The organism is Ruegeria sp. AB10, assembly GCF_056542745.1.
The window spans coordinates 130,752-136,876 of sequence record NZ_JBQGAI010000009.1 but is presented as its reverse complement, the minus strand read 5'-3'; the positions used below and the strand labels follow the sequence as shown (position 1 = coordinate 136,876).

Annotated in this window: 4 protein-coding genes; 2 read left to right on the top strand and 2 right to left on the bottom strand. The window is 61.0% G+C overall.

Annotated elements, in window-relative coordinates; genetic code table 11:
• Positions 1–368: 368 nt before the first annotated feature.
• The gene (gene katG, locus ACR0NT_RS16160; protein ID WP_170672499.1) at positions 369–2,570 is read right to left on the bottom strand and encodes a catalase/peroxidase HPI; all 2,202 of its coding nucleotides are present in this window, start codon (positions 2,568–2,570) and stop codon (positions 369–371) included.
• A gap of 366 nt (positions 2,571–2,936) precedes the next feature.
• On the opposite strand from katG, the gene ACR0NT_RS16155 reads away from it, so the two are divergent.
• Positions 2,937–4,553, top strand: a complete 1,617-nt coding sequence (locus ACR0NT_RS16155; protein ID WP_170672501.1) for a choline dehydrogenase — start codon at positions 2,937–2,939, stop codon at positions 4,551–4,553.
• A gap of 3 nt (positions 4,554–4,556) precedes the next feature.
• On the opposite strand, the gene ACR0NT_RS16150 is transcribed toward ACR0NT_RS16155, so the two are convergent.
• Positions 4,557–5,402 (bottom strand): SDR family oxidoreductase, encoded by an 846-nt coding sequence (locus ACR0NT_RS16150; protein WP_170672503.1) that lies wholly within the window; start codon positions 5,400–5,402, stop codon positions 4,557–4,559.
• A gap of 90 nt (positions 5,403–5,492) precedes the next feature.
• Between ACR0NT_RS16150 and ACR0NT_RS16145 the strand changes: the two genes are divergently transcribed.
• Positions 5,493–6,125: a class I SAM-dependent methyltransferase gene (locus ACR0NT_RS16145; protein ID WP_170444995.1), complete on the top strand. Its 633-nt coding sequence runs from the start codon at positions 5,493–5,495 to the stop codon at positions 6,123–6,125.

Below are 6,125 nucleotides of genomic sequence, written 5' to 3'. Positions count from 1 at the left end.
CAAGATGCCCACCGTCTCTCCGATGCGTCTCAACCGTCTCTCCGGCCCGTCTCCATCGTCTCTCCGATGCGTCAGCACCGCCTCAGCAGCGCCGGTGAAGGGGTATTTACGGATTGGGCCCGGGACCTGCAACCCCCATTTTGAAAAAACTTCACATTTATCGGCAGAAACTCACTCACCTTAATAAAAACAACAGGTTGGCTTTAGAATTTCCTTCGCTGAGACCTGTTATTGCCGGTGGAAACCTCGGAAGGATTGGCCTTTCGGTGGAATCGTACCCAATGCTTGGTAGGCGCCCGAGAGTCGGGCGGAAGAAAACGCCGCCCGAGTCTCGCCGGGCGGCGTCATTTCGTGAGTGGTCGTCCTGTTTACTTCAGATCGAACCGATCCGCGTTCATCACCTTGTTCCAGGCCGAGACAAAGTCACAGACGAATTTGCCCTCGGCATCGGCCTGGCCATAGACCTCGGCCAGCGCTCGCAGTTGCGAGTTCGAGCCAAAAACCAGATCAACGCGGGTGCCGGTCCATTTGACTTCACCGCTGGCGCGGTCGCGGCCCTCGTAGACGCCTTTGCCCGCAGGCTTCCATTCGGTGCTCATGTCCAGAATGTTGGTGAAGAAGTCGTTGCTGAGCGTTCCGACGCGATCGGTGAACACGCCGTGCGTGCTGTCGCCGAAATTGGCACCCAAAACCCGCAGGCCACCGACCAGCACCGTCATTTCGGGCGCAGAGAGGGTCAGCAATTGCGCCCGGTCGACCAGCAGTTCTTCGGGTGAGACTGTATAATCGGCCTTCTGATAGTTGCGGAAGCCGTCAGCAATCGGCTCCATCACCGAGAAGCTGTCCACATCCGTCTGCTCTTGCGTCGCATCGGTGCGGCCCGGGGTGAACGGAACCTCGACATCCTGACCGCCGGCTTTGGCCGCCTGTTCGACACCGACCGCTCCGGCCAGAACGATCACATCGGCCAGCGACACTTTCTTGTTGCCAGACTGCGCGTCGTTGAACGCGGTCTGAACACCCTCCAGAGCGCCCAGCGCCTTGGACAGTTTCATCGGCTCGTTCACATCCCAGTCTTTCTGCGGTGCAAGTCGGATACGGGCGCCATTGGCACCGCCCCGCTTGTCCGACCCGCGGAAGGTCGAGGCCGAGGCCCATGCGGTCGAAACCAGCTCGGATACCGACAGGCCGGCAGCCGCAATCCTGGCTTTCAGGTCGGCCACATCCGCGTCGTCGACCAGATCGTGATCCACCGCCGGAACGTTGTCCTGCCAGATCAGCTCTTCGGTCGGGGCTTCGGGGCCGATATAGGCGGAACGCGGACCCATGTCGCGGTGGGTCAGTTTGAACCACGCACGGGCGAAGGCGTCAGCGAACTCTTCCGGGTTCTCGTGGAAGCGTTTCGAGATCGGGCCATAGATCGGGTCCATGCGCATCGCCATATCGGCGGTTGTCATCATGGTCTTGACCTTTTTCGACGGATCATGCGCCGCCGGTGCCATGTCTTCTTCCTTAACGCCGACCGGTTCCCAGATATATGCGCCCGAGGGGCTTTTGGTCAGGTTCCAGTCATAGCGGAACAGCAGGTCGAAATAACCGTTGTCCCATTTGATCGGGTTCGCGGTCCATGCACCCTCGATTCCGCTGGTGGTGGTGTCGTCGCCCTTGCCCGAGCCGAACTTGTTGATCCAGCCAAAGCCCATATCCTCGATCGGGGCGGCTTCGGGCTCGGGGCCGACAAGATCCGGATCACCCGCACCATGCGCCTTGCCAAAGGTGTGGCCCCCGGCGACCAGAGCAACGGTTTCCTCGTCATTCATTGCCATCCGGCCAAAGGTGTCGCGGATGTCGCGGCCCGAGGCCAAGACGTTCGGCTCGCCATCCGGGCCTTCGGGGTTCACATAGATCAGGCCCATCTGCACGGCGGCCAGCGGGTTTTCCAGATCGCGCTCGCCCGAATAGCGGCTGTGCGGGTTGTCGGTCGGGGCCAACCAATCGGTTTCGGCGCCCCAATAGATGTCTTCCTCGGGCGCCCAGATATCTTCACGGCCACCGGCGAAACCGAAGGTTTTGCCGCCCATGGATTCGATGGCGCAGTTTCCGGCCAGGATCATCAGGTCAGCCCAGGAGATCTGGTTGCCGTATTTCTGCTTGATCGGCCACAGCAGACGGCGCGCCTTGTCCAGGTTGCCGTTATCCGGCCAGCTGTTCAGCGGCGCAAAGCGTTGGTTGCCGGTCGAGGCACCGCCGCGGCCATCCGCCGTCCGGTAGGTGCCTGCGCTGTGCCAGGCCATGCGGATGAACAGGCCGCCGTAATGACCATAATCCGCCGGCCACCAGTCCTGCGAATCCGTCATCAGCGCATAGAGGTCTTCTTTCAGCGCTTTCATGTCCAGCTTCTTGAACGCGTCGGCATAGTCGAAATCCGCACCCAACGGGTTCGACGCGGGCGCGTTCTGATGCAGGATCGACAGGTTCAGCTGGTTCGGCCACCAATCCCGGTTCGACCGGGTTCCGGCGCCATGCATTACCGGGCAACCGCCCGTTTTGGGGTTATCACTTCCGTCCATATCGATCTCCAATCCTGGTAAATTTCCGGCAGGTTCGCGCGGTCAAAACTCGGTCGATCAAGAGCACATGCAGAGGGCACCTTTACCCCACCAAGGATGCGCGGCGCGTCCTGGGCAAGGTATCGGCGACTCTTTCGTCTTGTCTCTTCAAGACGTAGCAAACCAAAGCCATGCAAAAAAGTTTTGTTTGGTGATGAATTTGATAGGATTTAATTATGATATTTTAAGAATGGGTCAGACCAACCGTAATAACCTTGGGTCACATCCCGGATACGGCGATTGTTTTTTCCCATCGCTCAGCCACAGTCTTGGACAGGGCTGATACAGGCATCGCCGTGACCGGTCGGGCAGCAGGGGGAAATCGGAATGGAATTCGACTATGTCATTGTCGGCGGCGGGTCCGCAGGTTCGGTGCTTGCCAGCCGTCTCAGCGAAGACCCAAGCAAACGCGTTTGCCTGCTTGAGGCTGGCGGGCGCGGCGACAGTATACTTGTCCGGATGCCCTCGGCCGTTGTTGTTGCCCTGCCCGGACGGCCCAAGATCAACAACTGGGCCTTTGAAACAGTGCCGCAACCGGGGCTGAACGGGCGTCGGGGCTATCAGCCGCGTGGCAAGGCACTGGGCGGATCCAGCGCGATCAATGCTATGCTTTATGTGCGGGGCCATCGTCAGGACTATGACGGCTGGGCCGAACTGGGCTGCACCGGCTGGGGCTGGGACAGTGTTCTGCCCTATTTCAAACGGTCCGAGAACAATGAGGACGGTGCCGATGACCTGCATGGCGCCAGCGGCCCGCTGCAGGTATCAAACCAGAAAGAGCCGCGCCCGATCACCCATGCCTTCGTTGAGGCCGCCGAGCAGATGCAGCACCGCCGCACCGATGATTTCAATCGCGGCGACAATGAAGGGGTCGGCCTGTATCAGGTGACGCAGTTTCATGACCCGGCCAAAAACGGCGAGCGGTGCTCGGCCGCGGCGGCTTATGTCTTTCCGGTTCTGGGCCGCCCCAACCTGACGGTGATCACTCAGGCCCATGCCAAAGAGCTGACCTTTGACGGCAAGCGCGCGACCGGGGTGATCTATAAGAAGAAGGCCAAAGGTCCCGACATCACGGTTACGGCACGGCGCGAGGTGCTGATCTGCGCCGGAGCGCTGAAATCCCCGCACCTTCTGCAACTGTCCGGGATCGGGGCCGCAGAGGATCTGACCAAACACGGCATTGCCGTGCGTCACAACCTGCCCGGTGTGGGCAAGAACCTGCAGGACCATCTGGATTTCATCCTGTCCTACAAAACCAGGGACACTGACAATTTCGGCATCAGCCCGGTCGCGTCGGCAAAGCTGACCCGTCACCTTCTGCGCTGGCGCAAGACCGGCGTGTCGATGGCGGCAACGCCCTTTGCCGAGGGGGCAGGGTTTCTGAAGACCTCGGCCGATCTGGACCGGCCCGACATTCAGCTGCATTTCACCATCGCGCTGGTCGATGATCACGCCCGCAAGCTGCATTACGGCCACGGCTTTACCTGCCATGTCTGCAAACTGCGCCCCGAAAGCCGTGGAACCGTTGGCTTGAACAGCACCGATCCCTATGCCGCGCCCGCCATCGATCCGGCGTTTTTGTCGGACGACCGCGATCTGGACACAATGATCAAGGGCGCGCGGATGATGCGGGAAATCCTCGAGGCCCCAGCGCTGGCCAGATACCGCCACAAAGAGATGTTCGGAACCGACACCGCCCGCACCGACGCCGATTGGGAAAAACACATCCGCGACCGCGCCGACACGATCTATCACCCGGTCGGAACCTGCAAAATGGGCGTGGACGAGATGGCCGTGGTTGATCCCGAACTGCGCGTGCGCGGGATCGAGGGGCTACGGGTGGTCGATGCCTCGGTCATGCCGACGTTGATCTCGGGCAACACCAACGCACCGACCATCATGATTGCTGAGAAAGCCGCCGACCTGATCAAGGCCGCCGGCTGAGCGTCAGGCGTCTTTCATCAGGGCCTCCAGCCCGGTGCGATAGTCCGGATACAGCAGGCGTATGCCCAGCTCGTCCTTGATCCGGTCATTCCGGACGCGCTTGTTCTCATTGTAAAAGCTGCGCGCCATCGGGGTCATATCAGCCTCGTCAAAGGGAACCGCGGGCGGCAAAGGCAGGCCCTGCAACTCGGCGGCATAGGCGATGACGTCCTGCGGCGGAACCGGCTCATCATCGCAGACATTATATATGGCGCCGGGATTGGGGGCGGCCATTGACGCGGCCAGAACCTGCGCGATGTCCGCCACATGAATGCGGGAAAACACCTGGCCGGGCTTGATGATGCGCCGCATCCCCGCCCGCTTGAGCTTGGAAAACGGGCCACGACCAGGGCCATAGATACCGGCCAGCCGGAAGACATGGACCGGCAATCCGGGAATGTTTTGCCATTGCTCCTCGGCCTTCACCCGCCACCGGCCGCGTTCGGCCGTGGGGGTGGGCGGAGTGGTTTCATCCACCCATTCCCCCTGATGATCGCCATAGACCGCGGTCGTCGACAGGTATCCGACCCATTTGAATTGCGCGGCCCGTGCGGCGATCTCGTCCTGCAACGCAGCCAGCACCGGATCACCACCTTTGTTGGGAGACGTCGAAATCAGCAGATGCGTCACCCCGTCCAGATCCGGTGTCTGCCCCGGCCAGATCAACGGCTCGGCGCCGGATGCGCGAATGGTGGCGGCTTGAGCGGGATCGCGGGTGGTGCCGACGATGCGCCACCCTTGGGGTTTCAGTAGCTGGGACAAGGCTTGCGCCGAATATCCGTGGCCGAACGAAAAAAGAGTTCCTGTCATGTCACCTTTGATGATCCGCAATCCCGGCGGATGCAAGCACCTGCGTCTGAATACTTGATTCGAATCCCCTGATGCGCCTTTCTTTTATTCATGGCTGAAAAAACTCCGAACCTGCACACCGCGTATTCTCTGGACTCGCCCGAGGATCACAAAGAGCTCTATGCCGAATGGGCCGGAGATTATGACGAAACCTTCGCCGCGCGCGAGGATTACCAGCTCTATATTCACACGGCCCGTGCCTTTGTGGCCGCCGGTGGGCAAGGCCCGGTTCTGGATGTCGGTGCGGGCACCGGATTATGCGGCGCGGTTCTGGCCGGGCTGGGCGTCGGGCCGATCGACGCCACCGATATCAGCACCGAGATGCTGGATCAGGCGATGCGCAAGGATATCTACCGCGACGCGATCGAAGCCGATCTGAACCAGGGCATTCCGGTTCCACGTGAAAGCTACTCCGGCATCGTTTCCTCGGGCACGTTCACCCATGGCCATCTGGGTCCCGAGGCCCTGCCCGCCCTGCTGCGCATTGCCCGCCCGGGCGCGCAATTCGCCCTGTCAATCAACGCGCAGCACTATGAAAAGCTGGGCTTTGCCGAAGCGTTGCACAGGCTGGCGCAGGGCCAGATACAGAACCTGACCCTGCCCGAGGTGCGGATTTATGGCGATCTGGCCGTGGGTCCCAACAAGGACGACACCGCGCTGATCGCCTTGTTCGAGCGGACGTGA